Origin of the sequence: Halomarina oriensis (assembly GCF_009791395.1) — an archaeon.
Classification (GTDB): Archaea; Halobacteriota; Halobacteria; order Halobacteriales; family Haloarculaceae; genus Halomarina; species Halomarina oriensis.
Genome location: NZ_WSZK01000033.1, coordinates 24007 through 40673 on the forward strand (window position 1 = coordinate 24007; position 16667 = coordinate 40673).

The 16667-nt window shown below is 62.7% G+C and carries 13 protein-coding genes and 1 pseudogene; 8 read left to right on the forward strand and 6 right to left on the reverse strand.

The annotated features are described in order from the left end of the window. Nucleotides 1-34 precede the first annotated feature (34 nt). From GQS65_RS17415 to GQS65_RS17435, 6 genes and pseudogenes are all read right to left on the reverse strand, one after another. Nucleotides 35-1021, reverse strand: a complete 987-nt coding sequence (locus tag GQS65_RS17415; protein ID WP_158205903.1) for a hypothetical protein — start codon at nt 1019-1021, stop codon at nt 35-37. Nucleotides 1022-1171: 150 nt separating this feature from the next. Beyond that, nucleotides 1172-1942, reverse strand: coding sequence for a hypothetical protein (locus GQS65_RS17420; protein ID WP_158205904.1), 771 nt, complete (start codon nt 1940-1942; stop codon nt 1172-1174). A 22-nt stretch (nt 1943-1964) separates the two neighbouring features. Next, complete coding sequence (locus GQS65_RS17425) at nt 1965-3578, reverse strand: S8 family peptidase (protein WP_158205905.1); 1614 nt, start codon at nt 3576-3578, stop codon at nt 1965-1967. Next, entirely contained in the window at nt 3575-6082 is a 2508-nt protein-coding gene (locus GQS65_RS17430) for a hypothetical protein (RefSeq protein WP_233265182.1), read from the reverse strand. The genes GQS65_RS17425 and GQS65_RS17430 overlap by 4 nt, the downstream gene beginning before the upstream one ends. 216 nt (nt 6083-6298) lie before the next feature. After that, nucleotides 6299-7171: pseudogene (locus GQS65_RS22175) on the reverse strand (WD40 repeat domain-containing protein); the annotation flags it as partial. Between the two features lie 143 nt (nt 7172-7314). After that, nucleotides 7315-7842, reverse strand: a complete 528-nt coding sequence (locus GQS65_RS17435; RefSeq protein ID WP_158205907.1) for a hypothetical protein — start codon at nt 7840-7842, stop codon at nt 7315-7317. A gap of 912 nt (nt 7843-8754) precedes the next feature. Here GQS65_RS17435 and GQS65_RS17440 point away from each other — a divergent pair. The 8 genes from GQS65_RS17440 (at nt 8755) to GQS65_RS17475 (ending at nt 16543) form a co-directional block, all read left to right on the forward strand. Next, complete coding sequence (locus GQS65_RS17440; protein ID WP_233265183.1) at nt 8755-9207, forward strand: type IV pilin; 453 nt, start codon at nt 8755-8757, stop codon at nt 9205-9207. Further along, the gene (locus GQS65_RS17445; protein ID WP_158205908.1) at nt 9207-9770 is read left to right on the forward strand and encodes a type IV pilin; all 564 of its coding nucleotides are present in this window, start codon (nt 9207-9209) and stop codon (nt 9768-9770) included. The genes GQS65_RS17440 and GQS65_RS17445 overlap by 1 nt, the downstream gene beginning before the upstream one ends. Before the next feature lie 112 nt (nt 9771-9882). After that, the gene (locus GQS65_RS17450; RefSeq protein ID WP_158205909.1) at nt 9883-11064 is read left to right on the forward strand and encodes a homing endonuclease associated repeat-containing protein; all 1182 of its coding nucleotides are present in this window, start codon (nt 9883-9885) and stop codon (nt 11062-11064) included. A gap of 299 nt (nt 11065-11363) precedes the next feature. Beyond that, a complete protein-coding gene (locus GQS65_RS17455) occupies nt 11364-11825 on the forward strand; it encodes a hypothetical protein (RefSeq protein ID WP_158205910.1) in 462 nt (153 codons plus the stop codon). A 194-nt stretch (nt 11826-12019) separates the two neighbouring features. Beyond that, on the forward strand, nt 12020-13024 hold the full coding sequence (locus GQS65_RS17460) for a Cdc6/Cdc18 family protein (protein ID WP_158205911.1): 1005 nt from the start codon (nt 12020-12022) through the stop codon (nt 13022-13024). A gap of 343 nt (nt 13025-13367) precedes the next feature. Then, complete coding sequence (locus GQS65_RS17465; RefSeq protein ID WP_233265184.1) at nt 13368-14087, forward strand: hypothetical protein; 720 nt, start codon at nt 13368-13370, stop codon at nt 14085-14087. A 2-nt stretch (nt 14088-14089) separates the two neighbouring features. Further along, complete coding sequence (locus GQS65_RS17470; RefSeq protein ID WP_158205912.1) at nt 14090-14356, forward strand: hypothetical protein; 267 nt, start codon at nt 14090-14092, stop codon at nt 14354-14356. 3 nt (nt 14357-14359) lie between these two features. Beyond that, complete coding sequence (locus GQS65_RS17475; protein ID WP_368280304.1) at nt 14360-16543, forward strand: type B DNA-directed DNA polymerase; 2184 nt, start codon at nt 14360-14362, stop codon at nt 16541-16543. Nucleotides 16544-16667: the final 124 nt, after the last annotated feature.

Genomic DNA, 16667 nt, shown 5'->3' on the forward strand with positions numbered 1-16667 from the left:
TGACAGACAGGTACGAGCGAACCGCTCGGCGCGGTTAGAACAGCGACGGGAACTCGAAGTCGAGACCGGCCGTCGACCAGAAGCCGAAGACGTCCATCTGCTTCCAGATGCCGACGTTCGTGTTGATGAAGACCTCGTCCATGGACTCGGCGTCCTCGAAGGACTCACCGTACTCGACGACGACCGAGTCGTTCGCGACGTCGTAGACTGCGTAGGTGTCCGTCTCGGTATCGACCTCGTCAGGAACTTCTTCGTTGTAGAGGTTCGCGACGACAGCCGTGTCGTCGTTCGTCACGAGGATGGGCACGCGCTTGATGCGCTCGCCGTCGTCTTTCTCCTCGGCGGCCATCTCCAGACGGTCGGCGGCGTCGCCGTCGTAGAAGTACGTCGTGCTCGCGTTGGCGTCAGAGCCGTTCACGGTGACGTCCTCATCCGAGATGGTGGCGAAGTTGTCCGCCGTCCAGAAGTCGAAGCCGGCGATGGAGAAGCCGTCAGTACCAAGATCGACGAACTCCGAGGCGTTCCCGACCGTCCGGGCCGTCTGGGCACCGGGTGCCGTGTGGGTCAGCGTGAGCGTTGAGTTGTCGAAGACCGCACTGCTGTTCGACAGTTCGATGTCGACGGTCTCGTTGCCGACCTGGTTGATGATTTTGTTGTTGCCGGTCTCGACAGCGACGATGTCCGTCGCGGCGACCGCCTGCGTCGTGTCGAGCGTGACGGTCATCGTCGAGGTACCGGTGTTCTTCACTGACGCGATGTCGGCATCGACACCGGCGATGGAGACGTTGACGTCAGCTGCGTTAACGCGCTGGACGTCGGACTGCTCGTAGTCGATGACGACTTTCTTCAGGTCGCCCGCTGCGGAGGCGTTGATGTCGTAGGCGTGGTTCGTCGCCGTCAGTGCGGCGGTGCTATCCTGGGTCGCAGTGGTGGTCGCTGCACCGGCCATCCCACCCGTCATGATGACGGCGAGAACGGCCAGCGCGGCTACGATACGTGTGCTGAAGCTGTTGCTGAACATGTGAATCTTTAGTGGAAACGAAGGGGTTGATCTGTCGGTGATACATCGGAAACGCGGTGTCTCAGCGGTGTAGAGGCGGTGGGACGCACGGTGGCGGCCACCGGGTCCAGCGTTGGGGTGGCGGTCGATCCTCTCTGGTCAGGCCGGCCATCAGAACCAGCCCCACGGGTCGAGCGAGATGTCCGCGTTCCCGGCGTCGTCGAGGCCGAACCACGACCAGAGCTTGATGAGACTCGTCTGGTTCGAGCCCTCCTTCCACCAGCTCGGCCGCGCGTGCATCACGGCCGGATCGGCGATGGCGTCCTGGTGGATGGACGTCCAGCCGTCGTCGTACCACTCCTCCAGCGCGGTCGTGCCGTCGGTGAGCTCGATGAGGTCGCCCTCCTCGCGCGTGAGCGTGTAGTGATGGTGTGGGTTGAACGGGTAGAGCAGTGGCCGGCCCTCGCTGTCGGCCTGCCACGCCGCGGCCGTCGCCCGGAACCAGTGGTAGCCCGCGTAGTCGACGCGGAGGACGTCACCGAACTGGCCGTCGTCCTGGCGAACCGTCACCAGCACGGGCTCGTGGTCGCCCCAGTGAGAGTCCGAGAATAGACCGTACCCGCTGAACCAGCCCGTCTGCCGACGGTACTTCGTCCAGTACGAGAGGACTGCGTAGGGCTGGTCGGCGTACTCGGCGACGTACGACGCCATCTCGATGGGCTTCTGTTCGAGGTGGCCCGTCGCGAGCCGAGGCTGGTAGCGCCGTAGCAAATCCTCGTCGTAGTAGGTCGAGACGTACTCGGGGACGCCACCGAACAGCGTGCCCGCCGCAGCGCTGGTCGAGGTCGTGCGTGCCGCCGACCCGAGCATCGTGCTCACGGTGACGGTCCGGAGGAAGCGACGGCGAGTGACACCGCTGGCGCTGGAGTGTGTTTCTGTCATGGTTAGGTTTCTGAGTTCGTGGTTAGACCCGCCACTTCGCCCAGCCGAACAGCTTGCGAGTGCCGTGCCAGTTGCCGCTCAGCCCGCGATTGTACGCATCACGCCCGTCGGCGGCGTCGTTCTGGACCGCTATCTGTGCCTTCTCACTCGGTTGGTTCTCGAGCGCCCGCTCGAGGTGGACGAGCCCACCGGGGCCGACCTCGGTCTCGCCGGCTCCCTTCAGGCGGGTGCCGGTCGTCACGAGTCGGTCGCGGACCTGCTTCGCGTTCAGCGATGGGTCCTCAGCGCGAAGGATACCCGCGTAGGCGGCCACCGTCGGCGTCGCCATCGACGTACCCGAGAGTGTCACAGCGCCGTCCGGTGTGGGCGCTGTCGTATTCATCCCCGGGGCAGCGATATCGGGCATCGCACCCTTCGTCCGTGCGCCGGAGAAGTCACCGAGGCCGCTGTCGGGACCGACACACGAGAAGTAGGCGCTCTCGGCGGCGACTGCGCCGCCCATCTCCTCGGTGGGAGCGTTCGTCGCCGTCACTGTCAGAACACCCGACGCCCGGAGGTCGCCCGGTGAGCCGATCCACCGCGTCGACTGGCGAGAGTTGCCCGCCGCGATGGTGAAGACGACGTCCTCCTTGTCGATGGCGTCCTCGATGAGGTCCGCCTGCTGCTCGGCGTAGATCGAACTGCCCAGCGACATGGAGACGACATCCGCGTTCTGCTCGATAGCCCACTCGATACCGTTCGAGACCGAAACCGTCGAGCCGCTGCCGTCGTCGCTCAGGACCTTGGCGATGAGGAGGTCTGCACCGGGTGCGTGGTCGTGGATACAGCCCGCACACCAGTCACCGTGGCCGTTCCCGTCTTCGATAGGGGTGTAGTCCCCACCGGCGGGGTCGGCCTCGGTATCCTCGACCGCGTTGTAGCCGGCGACGACCGAGTCGCCGTACTGCGCGTTGTCGTAGGTGAGACCAGTGTCGAGGATGGCGATGCGTGCGCCGGTGCCGTCGGGTTGGCCGCTACCACCGGTGAGCTCACGGACGCGTTGCATGTCCGCCTCCGGAGCGTTGGCGTTGTAGGCCACGCCCTCCGTCGTCCACTCGCCGTTATCGCCGAACCAGCCCCACGCACTCGAGAAGCCACCGGCCCACCAGCCGCCGGGAGCCTCCACGGCGTCTGCGGCGAGGTGTTGACTCGGTAGGAGCGGCTCGACGATCTCGACGCCGAGGTCGAAGTCGACGTGTTCGACGACGCTGATGTCCTGGAGCTTGTCGTCGCGGTCCCACCACCCCTGGAGGACGTCGAGCATGGGGGCGGCGACTGTCGCCCGACCCGTGTCGCCGTCTCCGGCGACCGACTCTTTCACCGAGAGAAGCTCGCGTCCGTCGATGTCGCGGACCCACTTCTCGATGTCTTGGGTCCCGTCACCGCGGTTGTCGAACCGCACCGAGAAGATGGGGTTGCCCATCTCCGAGCGCCGCACCGTCTCGGGGAGGTTCAGGTCGAACCACCCGTCGGTCCCGCGAATCGCCGGCGAGAGCGCACCATTGTCCGCCCGCGCCGGTCGAGGACCAGCGGCGAGGGTTGCGGCCGTCGCGCCCGCACCCGCGAGGAACCCACGGCGAGAGACGCTGTCGGTCATCGCAGGTCACCTCGGCGGCGTCCGACCAGCGGAACCAGCAGGCCAGCGAACACGCCCTCCGTCGGTGTGACGGTCAGCGGCAGGAGGCCGGTGATGGACCCCAGCGAGATGTTCGGCGTGATACCTGCCAGCCAATGCGTGAACCGGTCCAGGAAGCCGGGGTCGTTGTTCACCTGGACGGTGAGCGTCCCGTCGTCATCGGTCTCGGTCGTGATGGACGTCCCCGAGTTGGTCTCGGTGACCTGGCCGTAGCCGTTCGAGCCGGGCATGCGCAGGACCTCTCCGTCGCCGCGGTAGAGCAGTGCGTTCTCGGCGAGCGTCCCCGTGTGAACGACGACGCCGACCGACTCGTTCAGCGCTTCCTCGGTCGGGCCCTCGACGACCGAGAGCGAGACCGTGTGGTCCGGGGCGACCGAGAGGCCACTAAGGTAGACGTGGACCTGGCTCGGAACGTCGCCTGTCGGCGTGACCGCGGTGATGTCGATGTCCTGGTCTCCCTCGCTCAGTTCGAGCGAGCCGCGTTCTAGACCACCACCGACGGCGAGGTGTCGTCCGGTCGGACCGGAAACGGCCATCACACGCGCCACATCGGGCTGGTCGGTGTCGGTAGCCTTCAGCCGGTAGGTCTGGGAGAACTCCGTGTTCTCCGTGTTCGTCCACGTCGCACGGATGTGGTAGTACCCAGAGCCGTTCGTAGCGAACTGAGCGGTCTTTCCATCGAGCGTCGTCTGGAGCTCCGTGGCGTCGGGTGCGTGGATCGTAACGTTCTGCAGGTCGTTGAACACGGCCGGGTCCTCAGGCGTCAGCTCCATCGTGACGATTTCGTCCGGGCCGGGTTCGAGCGTCGAGAAGCGAGTCGACGCCAGCGAAGGCGTCTCGCCCCCGAACGCCGGGTTACTTGCACGCGTGTTCGCACTCCCGAGGTCGGTCTCGGTGGCGACATCGTAGCGAAGTTCGACACCCGGCGCGTTGCCGATTGGGTAGTCCTCAACGGAGACACGCGTCTCGGTCGTCTCCAGCCCGAAGTTCGGCGACTGGTCGAACGAGAGGTACTCCGCGGGCACGGGTGCCGTCGTCCCGTTGGCGAAGTGGGCGGTCACCATCACCTGGTCGGGGTCGAGCGGGCGGGTGAACGTCGCCCCGCCGTTGAACAGTCCGTCCTCGTCGATGTCGGCGACTGGATCCTGGGCTTCGATGCTGCCCTGGAGTTCCGTGATGGCCTGCTGGAGCGACTCGATGCGCTCGCGCTGCTCGGCGTTGTCCAGCCCGGAGATGTTGACGTTGACTTGTGGGTTCTCGATACCTGTCCGGTTCTCCAAGATAGCGCGGTAACGGTCTCGGAGTTGTTCGTTCGAGTCCGAGAGGTTCTGCATCTGGCCGTGGAGTTCGTCAAGGCGCTCATCAGACGTCTCGTTCAAGAGTTGCTGCATCGCGGACGGGAGGTCACCGAACGAGCCGTTCTGCAGGTTCGAGAGCCACACCTCGAATTGCTCGTTGACCTCACCGTAGCGCCCACAGAAGTCTGGGGAGCGGGCCTCGACCATCGTCAGTTCGACAGACGAGTTGGGGTTCTGGGGCACCTGCACGCGCTCAACCTCCGTCGGCGAGTAAAAGGACGAGCGGAGGTTGACTTGCTCGCACATCGCGCTGAAGTTCTGGTAGTTCAGCGTCGACGGGTCGACACCGCTCGGAACGCTCGACTCCGGAACCTTGAACGCGTAGACGCCCACGGTCTTGAGGTTCTCGTCGGCGATGTCGAAGCTGAAGCTCCCGTTGGCGTTCGTCGTCGTGGTGACGCGGGTGAACACGCCGTTATCGAGGTACTCCTGGACCTGCTGGGACTGCTGGCTGAGCTGGCCGTCCAGCGTCGGGAGGTCCGGCGAGATGAACGACGAGGCGTCGCCCACGCGAATCATGTACGACGTCCCAGTTTCGCCGTCGACTCGGGGAGTCACCTTGTAGTGGCCCGCCGGAAGCGTGTACGTCGCGTACTGCAGCGTGTCGGGGTCGAGGAACGTCGATCCACTCGATTTGTTCAACTCCAGTTCGACAGGCCCGTTGATACCCTCGTTCGAGGGGCCGACCTGCTCGATGACCACGGTCGCTTCGGAGAGGGAGGTCCCGGGCAGTTGGCGGTCCCACTCACTGGTCTGGATACCGAACGTGCCGGTGTTCGTGGGGTCCCACACGGTGAAGATAGCTGGTTCGCCCTCGCCGAGGACGACCTGCGGCTCTGAGATGTCACCCTTGTCCAGCACGGCAGGGGCGGTGTTGATGCCCGTCTGGGAGACTGCGACGTAGTTCGCGTCTGCCGAGGAGAACAGGCCGTCGTCCTCGACGAGGCTGAAGCCATCATCCATCTGCGTCCGCCAGTCACTCGGCACCTTATCGGCAACCGACTGCAGCGTCTGCCGAGCGTTCGAGGTCGTGTCGGCGACCGAACCGCGGTTGACCTCCGGATGGGAGTAGTCCACCGCGTAGCCGACGACCTGTGCGCCAGACACGGGGGAGCCGTCTGTCGTCTTTACGACCCCGGAGATGTCGCCAGTCTGAGACTGTGAGAAAGAACCAATAGTGTGTTTGGTAGCCGCACGGACCACCGAAGCCGAGGGATGGGGTTGATATTCGTTCAGAACACTGCCGCTGGCCCCCGAATCCTCTATCTCAACGACGTTTCCGTTATCCAATCCAATCCAGAAACCAGACGAATCGGACCTCAGCGCGATCTCAGTATATTGGTTTGCCTCGCCGGGGAGGGATACCTGCCAAACCTGATCCCCCGTTTCAGCATCTATCTTTCTCGAAGTGCCATCATACGAACCTGTGTAAACATAGTCTCCAGATTTGTCGGTCCAAACTGCCGAAACTGTTGTCGTATGACCACTAAACGACCACTTTTGACTCCCGTTCGATGCATTTAGCGCCCGGACCGTGCCATCCTGCGAAGCGGTGTAAACAGTCGAACCGTCTGGCGAGGGAGATACCGAGTCTACATATCCGGTGTGTCCAGTGAACGACCACAGTTCACTCCCGTCCGAGGCATCCAGCGCCTTTACCGTTTGGTCAGCAGAAGCAGTGTATACGACCGACCCATCAGGGGACGGAGCAACGGACATGACATTGCTCGTATGTCCAGTGAACGACCACAGTTCACTCCCATTAGATGCGTCCAGCGCCCTCGCCGTAGCATCTTTAGACCCTGTGAAGACGGTCGAACCATCGGGGGAGGTAGTAACAGATGAAATGGTACTCGTATGTCCAGTGAACGACCACAGTTCACTCCCGTCTGAAGCATCCAGCGCCTTTACCGTGTCGTCGGAGGACCCCGAGAATACTGTCGAACCATCGGGAGAAGCGGCAAGGCCGAGTATAGGAGCCGAATGACCAGTGAATGACCACAGTTCACTCCCGTCTGAAGCATCCAGCGCCTTTACCGCGCTTTCGGAAGATGTGAACAAGACCCCTCCGTCGGCAGATTGTATATTGCTGGTCGAAGCCTGTGCCCCTGCTGGCACGAACGCCACAACCCCGCCAGTAATTATTAACAAAGCAAGAACGCACGACGCGACTCGGGAGTCTATCAGCCGACTCATGGCCGGCCCCCGACGGGCGATGCTACTCGGAGATTGTTCTGGGATTGCATGATGTTGAGGCCAGCACTCGGAATCGAACCGAGGCGAGACACCAGTCACTGGCGAGGTCGCAGGCCGCAGGAAGAGCAGCGGGGAGAACGAGACTACTGGTCGAACGGATCGGGGCCGCGCCGAAGTTCGGTGACGAGTTCGCGCATGTTCGTCTTGTCGTGCATCCCGTCTTGCTTCCGACGACGCGCACGCGTGGCGAGGTCGCGCCCACGACTCGATGGAACATCGCCGATACCGTCCAGCACCGTCGAGACGATCTCCATGAACTCGCCGGCCGGGCGGTCCTGGAGGTGGCCACCCCAGACGATGTGTCCACGCGCACGACAGGTCCGATGGCGGCGGTGGTCGCCGTACATCTCGACGTGGAACCCATCAGCGTCGACGAGCTGGCTCAGCGGTGGATACTCACTCGGGTCCTCAAGGATGACGTGGTCGTCGTGCTCGTCGGCACACATCGGGCAGGTGTAGGTGGCTCCCTTCGCCAACAGGGCGTGAGCGACGTACTGCTCGTAGCTCGTCCCTGCCAGCGCTGGGCCATGGCCCGACTCGTGATACTCGTCTTCCGATGCTCCCCAAAAGTTCTCCCTCGAACCGAGGGCGGTGCTGTTGCTCGAAGACATGACGATAGGATTGGCATAAATTGGCCCGCGGCGAATCGGTTCGAGCGCCCGGAGACGCCCGATTCTGTGTTGCCGACTGGCAGGGCACAGGAGGCATATCGCGACCGTCGCCGCCAACTATCAGGTGAGAGGGAGTTGACCCGTATATAATTGACGCTGGGCAGAACGTCACCCCTACGTTGGTATTAGCGTCAACTTTCTCCCCAACAACGCGGCCTCTGATATATCCGGGTCAGGTCAACAGAGGAGATATGGCACCGACACTGGGCGCGAGCCAGAGCCACGACTCTGACGATCCAGGCCCGACGGACGAGGTCCTCGTCGTCCTGCGTAGCTGTGGTGGTTCGTTCGGCTCGGAGGACACACCGACGTACCACCGCGAAAGCGATTCCCGTTCGCTTCGACCGCCGTGTGGCCCGGCACGATCGGACGGGCAGAAGATGCCCCGTGGCTCGGCGGAGTCCGTCCTCGAAGCCAAACCGTGTCCAAAGTGCTTTCCAGGCCTCGGCGAGCGCCGCGCGTGAGCCGTTAGGGGAGTCGAAATCAGCCCGTCAGCGGCCGCGAGGCTATACTGATTGATAGGACAGTTGCCACGAGGGAAATTCACCGGCTGTAGCGAGAGCGTCTGTACCTGCCGATAATGCTGTGTTAAGGCCCTGGCAACGTTGTTCAACGGAAGATTTACTCAATATAGTGAATGATAGGAATTTAGGATAGACTTATGTTCACAGAGTTTTTCGTATCGGATGAAGCGGATCAGACGCTCACGGAAGAAGGTGAAAGGATGGCGCGGTGGGATGACCCACCACGCTTGAAATCGCCGCGCTTTCGCGCTCTATGAGCCTGTACTATGGCTTGCGTGATAAGCGTAGCGGCCGGACTCCGGGGAACTGTCCGCGACAGAACACAACCATGATGCAAAAAATCAAATCGATGCTCAACGCGGACGACCGCGCAGTCAGTCCCGTTATTGGCGTGATACTTATGGTGGCCATCACGGTCATCCTCGCCGCTGTGATTGCCTCGCTGACGCTCGGCCTCGGTGACTCCGCCCAGACCGCCCCGACCGCGAAGTTCGACTTCGATCAGGGAGCTGCGTCCGGTTCGGGCGACGCTGATGTCACCGTCACGCACGCAAGCGGTGCCTCGATTGACGCAGACCGTATCACTGTCACCTACAGTGGCGCTTCCCCCGCGGACCAGGACGGCACAGCCTTCAGTGGTGCTGACGCAGATAACCCTATTTCCGCAGGTGACAGCCTGACTCTGTCCGACGTCTCGGAAAATGAGCAGATTAAGGTTATCTGGACGAGCGAAGACGGTGGCACGTCCTCGACGCTCGCGACCTACACCGTTCAGGAATAATGAACCTACGTAAGTTCATTGATGCTGAGGACAGGGCAGTCAGTCCCGTCATTGGCGTGATACTTATGGTGGCCATCACGGTCATCCTCGCCGCTGTGATTGCCTCGCTGACGCTCGGCCTCGGTGACTCCGCCCAGACCGCCCCGACCGCGAAGTTCGATTTCAACCAGAAGACGGTCACCTACAACGACCCTAACGACGGGGATTCGATGGAAATCAAGACAGTCGATATTAGCCACATGTCTGGTGCCTCCATTGACCAGGGGCGTCTTGCAGTTACCGTCAACGGCGAAGAAGCCTACACCACCGACGGCGACTCTGAAGCTGTCAAGCTTTGGGACAGCGATGGCACAATGGTCACAGCGAGTTCGTCTACTACGATCTCTCTACACTCTATCGCTACGTTCAGCCCCGACACCAAGGTCACTATCACCGACCCTGCTGGGGCTGACCCGTCGCTCGATGTTGGTGAGTCGCTTGAGTCGGGTGACACGGTTCGTATTATCTGGACGTCTGAAGACGGCGGTAGCTCGTCTACCCTCCAGGAATACACCGTTCAGTAAACCACGCGAATCCCCACGATTCGCACTCTGTTCCACCCACGCGGGCAACCCCCCACGATGCTGCCCTACCGTGGCGTTTTATTTTGACTCACCACCGAGCGATAGCTACCGCATGGCCCTCGACGACTCTATCGCCCGAGCGCTCGCCGAAACTTACACTGGCGATGCCGTCGAACGGGTCGAGCAGTACGCCGAGGTACAAACATATGCCGAGGACCACCCCGACGAGGCTTCGGGGGCTGTCGCAACTGCTCTCGGCCTGTCGCGCTCACGAATCCGTCCCTGGCTGAGCGGGTCGAAACCCGACGCCGTGCGAGGCATCGACGCTGCGACCGATTACGGCTGGCTCGACCCCTCGCTGGAATCGCTTCGAGCGCTCACGACACTCGTGGCGTGGGTGTTCTCGGCGGGCTCGATTGCCACCGAGACCTACACGCCGGTATTCACGGTCAACACCGACGACAAACACCAGCGGCTCACAACTGCTCTCGATTTGCTCGAACTCGCTTACACCGTCACCGAGCGTGAGAGTCGGGCGACCCAGGCGACCGTCGACGAGGATGCCTCGCTGCTCGGCCGGACACTGGTCGCCTACGGTGCGCCGATCGGCTCGAAGGCCGACTTGGACCTCACCGTCCCCGAGTACATCGACGATGCACCCAGCGCAGTTCAGGAAACGTTCGTGGCGACGTACGTGCAGAACCGCGCGGGCCGGCGGATAGAGCCCGGTCTGGGCATCGCCTTCCGAGAGGACCGAACGGACGACTACCTCGACGCGCTCGCCGAGTTCATCGCCGCCGTCACCGACGCGGAGACCAGCCGCTCGGAGAAGAACATCTGGCTCACCGCCGAGGCGGTCGACGCCGTCCTCAACGTGCAACTCACCGGCTTGGCACCATCGGCCGACACTGAACCACAGTTGACTGACCGAGAGGCCAAGCTCGTCGAGGAACTCCGACGCGTAGCCGCTATCGTCGACGGGACTCCTCGCCACGAAGACCTCCGGGAGCACGCCGAGGTACCCTATCACCACTTCCTCAATGCGTTCGGCTCGCTCACGGTGGCCCAGTTGGCCGCTGGACTCCCGCCGAACCAGCCCGGGAATCTTCCAGATGAGTTCCTGCTCGCCGAACTCGACGCTGTCTGTGAGGCCGTCGGCCGCGCCGTGACGGGTCCAGAGTTCGAGGACCGCTCGCAGTTCACCGCTCGCGTCTACATCCATCGCTGGGGAACCTGGAACGACGCCATCCGAGAGACCGGACGTGAGCCCCGCATCGAGCGAAGTCAGGAGTGAGCGTGGCCACTCCGGAGCGTTGAAACAGCGAGGTGAAGCTGAAAGGGACTTCACCCCGCGAGCCACCAGTCGAACGACTGGTACGTGGGCCGCGACAGTCACACGACCGCGCATATGAGTGGCAGAACCACCAGGGTATAGTCGTTTCGTCGTCTGCTGAATGCCCCACTCCAGAGTGACGTATCTCCGGCCCCGACCTAACCAAGGTTGCAGGCGCTCTTTTCTAATCCTTGGTTAGGCCCGATAGACCAGTTCATTCACAGAACGTTTTTGTCTAACGAGCAGTGCCTGCCGGTACGATGGTCGCACAGAACATTGCGTACCTCCGAGAACACGGCCCAAGCCCGATTGCTGAGCTTCCAGGCAGACAGATCCGCCCGGCCGATCGAAAAGCCGATATCCGGCGGTTCACGTTGACCGTCTCCGGTGGGACGCGTATCGGTGGCAGCTGCTCGACAGTCGCGTATCTTGCTGCGCACGATCGAAAAGCCGTCCTTCGGACGTTCCTCGAGGACAACCCCGGTGTCATCGCCAATCGCCGGTTCCGGGACTTCCAGAAGCTTCTCTCGGAAATGAACCGTGAGTGGAAAGCCCCGTCTCGGGAGATTCGAGACGAGTTCTTCGACAAACCAGACGAGAAGGACGCTGACGGGCATCCCCAACCCAGCGAGCAGGAGTGTCCACACTGCGGGGACGCGGTGTCGTTCGGAGAGATTCCAAACCACATCCGCAACGGCTGTGAGGCGTTCGCGGAGGTGTGATAGAAACCAGTAGGGAGACGGCCCCGGAGGCGAGCGAAACCAGTATCGGAAAGAATCGGAAACGGGTCGAAATCGTGCTGAACAGCCGTATCGGAGGAAGCAAAGGCGGTTTTCGTGACCATGCTACTCTTTCTGGCACTTCTGGCGGCGACACCCCTGCCATTTTATTCCCGTTCGACTAACCTGCCCGGTAGATGATTACCGACGCACGCGTTCTGCAGGCGGATTTTACCCCGCGGGACGTCCGCCACCGCGACTCGGAGGTCGATGCCCTCACGACGGTGCTCGACCCGCTCGTCCAGGGCGACTACGCCGACCCAGCCATCCTGTACGGCCCATCGGGTGCGGGCAAGACCTGCATCGCCAACTACACTGTCGAGCAACTTCGCCAAGCCGTCCTCGATGTCGACTACCAGTACGTGAATTGCTGGCAGAACTACTCGGGCTATCGGACGCTCTATCGTATCCTGGAGGGCCTTGGCAAGACAGTCGACGTCCACCGGCGCTCGACTCCGCTCGACGAACTGCTCGAACGCCTCCAGAACTACGACGGGCCACCGGTCGTCGTCATCCTCGACGAGGCCGACCAGCTCGAACACCAGCAGACGCTGTATCACCTCAACAACCTCCCGAAGTTCGCTATCGTCCTCATCGCCAACGACGAAGCCGATATCCTCTCGGGAGCCGACGATCGCGTCCGGAGTCGGTTCGTCGGTGCCGAGCGCATCAAGTTCTCGCGGTACTCGATGGCCGAACTCGTCGGGATTCTCGAAGACCGTGTCCGATGGGGCTTCCAACCGGATGTGGTGACCGAGTCGACGCTCGAACACATCGCTGACAAGGCAGCGGGTGACGCCCGCGCTGCGATTTCGATGCTTCGGAGTGCTGCTCGCCACGGCACTGAGGAAGGACTCGAACAGATCACGCCCGACCTCGTCGACGATACGGAATCCGACGCCCGAGAAGAGGTCCACCGCAAGAACGTCGATACGCTCACACCACACCAGCGAGCGCTATACGATTGTCTCCAGGTGAACGGTGAGATGGAACCTGCAGAGCTCTATCAGGCCTACCGCGAGCGCGTCGAGGACCCACGCGCCGACCGGACCATCCGGGACTACCTCCTCAAACTCGCTCGATACGACCTGATTCGCGTCGAAGGGACCAGCCGTGACCGGCGCTACGGGCCGGTGGAGTAACGCTACTCGGGGGCGGTCCGCTCCAAGTGCCCATATCTGACCAGTACTGGACAACGTTGTCTAATGAGACAAAAAGCGTCAATAGAATACCTTGTGTGAAGTATGATACAGGGTGTCAGAGGCCCCTGTTGTTGCGAACGAATTCGGTGGTGTTCGGGAAACCATCGCAGTCGGCGGCCTGTCTACTCGACTTCTGGCGAGAATAGCGGTCTTCTGGCGGACAGTTTCACCGAGGTGGAAACCGAGTGCGGGCGCAGTGGCGACCCCCCACCATGCTATGCTTTCTGGCACTTCTGGCACCGACTCGGGTCGCGTTATCTGTCAGTCGATGCTGAGTATCAGTATGCATCGTACGCACTCGACGGTCGCACAGGAGACCGGCGCTGGAACGCCGGCTCTTCCCACGCTCCGGCCGGGCGTCCGCTTGCTGGAGGCGGGCAACCCATCGGCGACGGCCCGGCAGCACCACGCCGCTTCGACGACGATCGTGCAGACGCTCGTCCTCGACCACCTGTTACTGAACGGTGGGGAGATTCAGTGGGTCGACGCCGGTGGCCATGCGACGACCCATCCGCTGGCGCGACTCGCACCGAGCAAGCGAAGTCTGGAGCGCATCGCTGTGGGCCGGGCGTTCACGCCCTACCAGCACCTTCGACTCCTCGAAGAGGTGGCCCAGCGCGTCGATGACGACACGTCACTCGTCGTGTGTCCCGCCCTCGACCTGCCCTACCGGGACGACGACTGCTCGCGGGATGCCGACCGACTTCTCCTGCGAGCGCTGGCGACCGTCGCCGGTGTCGCCCGTCAGTACGACGTTCCAGTGTTGGTGACCAGAGCCGGCGTCGACGAGTTCACCGAACCCATCGCCGAAGCCAGCGACGAGCGTATCGAGTACCAGGAGACCCGCCACGGCCCGCGCTTCGCCGGCGAGGAGTTCGAGACACTCGTCTATCCAGCGGGCCATGGCCTCGTCCAGACGACGCTCGCGTTCTGGCGACAGACCATCGAAGCTCGTCGACCGCTGTACGATGACGCCGAGATCGGACTGCTCGCGAGGGCCTGAAGATGGGGCGAACAAATCTCACCTTCCGCGACCTGCTGCGCGGTGTTGAGGACCGGTGGGCGGACTTTCGCCGAGCGCTGCGTCGAGACGACCAGTTCGTCCTGGACCGACTGTTCGAGTACGCTCACGAACACGCCGACGCGGGCAGTTACCTCAATCACCGCTCGCCGCTGATGCCGGTGTTCGTCAGTATCGACCTCGAACAGGAGAAGCGTATCGACGAACTGGAAGGTCGCCTCGACGATATCGAAGATGACCTGAATCGCTGAGTCGTGGTCTACAAAATCGACTACCGGGACGACTGCGTCTGGGAGTGGACGCTCACCGACGACGGGGCAACCGTCGAACGGAATCCAGAGTACACACCGACGCTCTACGCGACGACCGCGCCACCGCTCCCAGATGGGACTCCCTCACAGGTTGGGCGGTTGACTCGACTCACTAAGCGCCTACGAAATCTACCGCACGTCGAAGCCGTTCGTACCGTCTCGAAGCGACCGGGCTTTCGCTATCCTGTACAGGAGGCGCTCGCCATCGACGTCTGTGACCTCACCGCTGTCGAAGAGGTCGCGTGGTTCGTCTCTCGATACGACCGACCGGGGCGATTCCGCCTGTTCAACGTCGACCTTCACCGCGAGTTCCGCTACTGTCTCGAAGAGGACATCCAGCCCGTGGCATCGAGAGCGCTTCGGACAGTCGAGATAGCGATTCCATCCGAGCAGATGGCGAGTGGCGACCTTCAGCGGGTAGTGGTCGACGGGGAAGCGACGACCGGGACCGATTGGGACATCCTCGATGCGGTTCGAGACCGCCTCAACGAACGCGATCCAGACGTGCTCGCGGTGAACACAGGCGACGTCGTGCCGGCGCTGTTCGACGTCGCCACCAGCCACGACGTCCCGCTGCGCCTCGGGCGAGCACCGGGGTACGACCAGCTCGCAGGAAAGTCGACCTACCAGTCATACGGTCGCGTCGGGCACTCACCCGCTCGGTACAACGTTCCCGGACGGGTACTCATCGACACCTCGAACGCGTTCTTCTGGGACGAATCGAATCTCGACGGCATCCTCGACCTCGTCGAGCGCTCGGGGAAACCTCTGCAGGAGGTGGGGTGGGCCAGCATCGGGAACGTCCTGACGGCGATTCAGATTCGGGAGGCACTGTCGCGGAGCGTGCTCGTTCCCTGGAAGGCGTGGCGACCAGAGCGGTTCAAGACGATGCGACAACTCCACGCCGCTGACCGCGGTGGGACGACGCTCTCTCCGGAGGTGGGCCTCCACCGCGACGTTCACGAGCTCGACTTTGCGAGTCTCTATCCCAACATCATCTGTACGCGAAATCTCTCGCCCGAGACGGTTCGCTGTGACTGCCACCCCGATCGACGCGACCTCGATAGCCTGGACTACGCGGTGTGCCCCGACGATGGCTACCTACCCGACGTCCTCCAGCCGATCATCGACGACCGTGCGGCCATCAAGCGCCGGATTGCGGAGACCGACGACCCAGACGAGCGAGCCGCTTTGGAGGGGCGCTCGTCGGCGTTGAAGTGGATTCTCGTCTCGTGTTTCGGCTACCAGGGGTTTGCGAACGCGAAGTTCGGGCGCATCGAGGTCCACGAAGCCATCAACGCCATTGCACGGGATATCCTGCTCTCGGCGAAAACGACGCTCGAAGCCGGTGGGTGGGAGGTCCTCCATGGCATCGTCGACTCCCTCTGGGTGACGCCCAGCGCTGCGGACCCAACGTCGCTCGACGAGCTGGCCGCCGCGATTACTGCCGATGTCGGTATCGAACTGGAGTACGAGGGGGCGTTCGACTGGGTCGCGTTCGTCCCCCAACGCCACGCCGAGGCCGGTGCGCTCACGAAGTACTTCGGGAAGCGGACTGGCATCGACCGTACTGAGGAGAAGGCGTTCAAGTTCCGTGGTATCGAGTGTCGCCAGCGCTCGACCCCACCGTTCGTCGCTGCCGTCCAGCGGGACCTAATCAGAACACTTGACAAGCACCTCGCCGCCGGCAAGCCCGCCGACGAGGCACCTGCGGCCGTCTGCGACGGGCTGCGCGTCCATCTGTCTCGCCTTCGACGCGGGGACGTGCCAACCGACGCTCTGGCCATCGACCAGCGGATGTCGAAGGCCCGTGACGAGTATCACCACGAGACGCGCACCGTCTCCGCGCTCGCCAGAGCTTCCGACTACGGCCTCCCGGTGAGTTCCGGGCAGTCCATCCGGTACGTCGTCGTCAACGACGAACGACGTGGTCGGGAGCGTGTTCGACTCCTCGAGGAATGTTCGAGCGGTGAATACGACACCGAGTTCTACGCCGACCTGGTAATCAGGGCGACGGCGAGCGTCCTCTCACCGCTCGGTTGGCGTAAGGAAGAGGTTCAGGGATGTCTTGATTCTTGGAAGAACCGACCGCTTGAGTCGTTCAGGGCGGGTCTCGAAAGTCGTTAGTTCGATATCGACCGAGCGCCGGAGTGCCCGCGGGAGATAGAACGTCATCACCGGTCAAATCGACAACTACTTTGCCCACAGCTTACAACGGCGGGTACCCGCCGTTGTAAGCTGTGGGCAAAGT

What these genes read in the sequence shown, in the direction of transcription:
- GQS65_RS17445 (WP_158205908.1), top strand. Translation starts at nt 9,207, where the DNA reads ATGAACCTACGTAAGTTCATTGATGCTGAGGACAGGGCAGTCAGTCCC.
- GQS65_RS17460 (WP_158205911.1), top strand. Translation starts at nt 12,020, where the DNA reads ATGATTACCGACGCACGCGTTCTGCAGGCGGATTTTACCCCGCGGGAC.
- GQS65_RS17435 (WP_158205907.1), bottom strand. Translation starts at nt 7,842, where the DNA reads ATGTCTTCGAGCAACAGCACCGCCCTCGGTTCGAGGGAGAACTTTTGG.
- GQS65_RS17420 (WP_158205904.1), bottom strand. Translation starts at nt 1,942, where the DNA reads ATGACAGAAACACACTCCAGCGCCAGCGGTGTCACTCGCCGTCGCTTC.
- GQS65_RS17455 (WP_158205910.1), top strand. Translation starts at nt 11,364, where the DNA reads ATGGTCGCACAGAACATTGCGTACCTCCGAGAACACGGCCCAAGCCCG.
- GQS65_RS17465 (WP_233265184.1), top strand. Translation starts at nt 13,368, where the DNA reads ATGCATCGTACGCACTCGACGGTCGCACAGGAGACCGGCGCTGGAACG.
- GQS65_RS17450 (WP_158205909.1), top strand. Translation starts at nt 9,883, where the DNA reads ATGGCCCTCGACGACTCTATCGCCCGAGCGCTCGCCGAAACTTACACT.
- GQS65_RS17470 (WP_158205912.1), top strand. Translation starts at nt 14,090, where the DNA reads ATGGGGCGAACAAATCTCACCTTCCGCGACCTGCTGCGCGGTGTTGAG.
- GQS65_RS17425 (WP_158205905.1), bottom strand. Translation starts at nt 3,578, where the DNA reads ATGACCGACAGCGTCTCTCGCCGTGGGTTCCTCGCGGGTGCGGGCGCG.
- GQS65_RS17440 (WP_233265183.1), top strand. Translation starts at nt 8,755, where the DNA reads ATGATGCAAAAAATCAAATCGATGCTCAACGCGGACGACCGCGCAGTC.
- GQS65_RS17415 (WP_158205903.1), bottom strand. Translation starts at nt 1,021, where the DNA reads ATGTTCAGCAACAGCTTCAGCACACGTATCGTAGCCGCGCTGGCCGTT.